Genomic DNA, 2262 nt, shown 5'->3' on the forward strand with positions numbered 1-2262 from the left:
GGCCACCCATTGAATATGAGGAGATGTACCGTTCCAACCAGGCGTCCGAACCTCAGGCCGCCTGATTCAGCAAGACCCTCCGACGGAGCCAGTGCGGTTCACCCGGTCAAAGCGCGGTCGATGCCCAAGGTGCTGCACTCGTTCGGGCGGGCCGATCAGGTCGACGAGGCAGGCCTGCGGCGACTGGTGTCCTCGGTGCGCCGGTACCTGGGCGAATCGGACTCAGCTGGCGGGTCGGTGTTGGAACCGACCCGGTCCCGCCCCGCTGGCGGTGCGCTGCTGCTGGATGGGCTGTGGCGACAGTTGGGTCTGGATACGGTGATCACCACCGCCGCGCAGTCCGGCCGGGGTCGCAAACGCGACCTGGCGGCGCTGGAGTGGACCGTGTTCGCACTGGTGGCCTCCCGCGCGTTGGCCCCGTCGTCGAAGCTGGCCGCCGCCGAGTGGGCGGGCCACGATGTGGCCATCCCGGGCCTGGCCGAGGCCGTAGGCGAGGTGGACGAGGATGCCTGCTACCGGGCGATGGATTGGCTGCACCAGGCCGGGCAGGGTTTCGAGCGTGCGGTGCTCGACCAGGTCGCGGACCTGTTGAACCTGGAGGTGGACCTGCTATTCTTCGACACCACCTCCACCTACTTCGAGACCGACGCCGACGCCCCGGTCGACCGGGACCAGGCCGGATGGCCCACCGGAGACGAGCAGGAAGGCCATGGCGGTGACGGCAATGGTGGCGTGGGATTTCGCACGCACGGCAAGTCGAAGGATCATCGTGATGACCTGCCGCAGATCGTGATCGGGATGGCCGTGACCCGCACCGGGATCCCGATCCGGGTGTGGTGCTGGCCCGGCAACACCTCCGACTCAGCCTTGATCCGCCAGGTTCGCACCGAACTGCGGGACTGGTCACTGTCACGGGTGATCTACGCCGCCGACCGCGGATTCACCTCGCAGGCGAACCGGCGCGAGCTCATGCGCGGCGGGGACGGCTACATCCTCGGCGAGAAGCTGCGCTCGAACTCACCCGAGGCCCGAGCCGCCCTGTCTCGGCCGGGCAAGTACCGGCAGGTGCGCGAGAACCTGCACGTCAAAGAGGTCAACATCGCCGCGGTCACCGGAGCATCAGACCGGTTCGTGGTCTGCTTCAATCCCGAACAAGCCCAGCGCGATGCCCACACCCGGACCGAGATGCTCGCCAAGCTGACCGCGCTGATCAACGGCACCGACACGCAGTCCTCGACCAAGCGGGCCGAACTCAAGGGCCGGATCTCCACGATGCCCGGACTGAACCGCTACCTACGCACCACCAGCTCGGGGCTGGTGCGCATCGATGCCGCGAAGATCAAGACCGAGGCGAACCTGGACGGCAAGTACCTGCTGCGCACCTGCGACCCGCACCTGTCGGCCGAGGACATCGCCCTGGGCTACAAGCAGCTTCTCGAAGTCGAACGCGGCTGGCGGGAGATGAAATCGAGGCTGGATCTGCGGTCGGTGTTCCACCACCGCGAAGACCGCATCCGCTCCCACGTCACACTGTGCTGGCTCGCACTGCTGATGATCCGCCTGCTGGAGAACCGCACCGGCCACACCTGGGCCCACATCCGACGTCAGACCCAGCGCATCCACCAAGTCACCCTCGCCGGCACCGACGGGACCGCCGAACACCTGACCCGACCCACCACCGAACAGAACCTGCTGTTCACCACCGCCGGACTCACCCCACCCAAACGCCTGACCGGCCTGACCCCCGCCGCCTGACCAGCTGCTACCCGGCCCGCTAGATACACGCCCCACACCAGCGGAAACCCGCATCACCCCAGCTCAACACGCCTAAACACGTCTCTAGACGCAATCAATTCTGCGGAACCCAGGCTGAACAGGGGAAACTGTGACTTGTCTAGAGTTCCAGGGGCGCGGAGAAGAACGATTCGGCCATCGCGTTGTCCCAGCACACGCCCGTTCTGCCCATCGAGGAACGCATCCCAAGATCAGTGACCAGCTTTCGGTAGTCGCCCGAGGTGTAGACACTTCCGCGGTCGGAATGAAAGATTGCCCGCGGCTCGACCACCGTCGTCGCAGCAGCGTTCTTTAGCGCCGTCTCGACCAGTTCGGTGCGCATGTGATCGGCTATCGACTAGCCCACGACTTTCTTGGAGTAACAGTCGATCACCGTCGCCAGATAGACGAATCCCTGCCAGGTGTGGATGTACGTAATGTCGCCGACGAACGGGGCTGGTGCACGAGTAGGTGACATCTGAACTGGCT

1 protein-coding gene and 1 pseudogene are annotated in these 2262 nt (G+C 65.5%); one reads left to right on the plus strand and one right to left on the minus strand.

The window, feature by feature from the left end; genetic code table 11:
- The first annotated feature begins 120 nt into the window (after window positions 1-120).
- Window positions 121-1755: an IS1634 family transposase gene (locus G6031_RS18530; protein WP_182654085.1), complete on the plus strand. Its 1635-nt coding sequence runs from the start codon at window positions 121-123 to the stop codon at window positions 1753-1755.
- 154 nt (window positions 1756-1909) lie between these two features.
- On the opposite strand, the pseudogene G6031_RS18535 reads toward G6031_RS18530, so the two are convergent.
- Window positions 1910-2262, minus strand: a pseudogene (locus G6031_RS18535) (DDE-type integrase/transposase/recombinase); the annotation flags it as partial.

It is taken from the genome of Dietzia sp. CQ4, assembly GCF_014145125.1.
GTDB lineage: Bacteria > Actinomycetota > Actinomycetes > Mycobacteriales > Mycobacteriaceae > Dietzia > Dietzia natronolimnaea.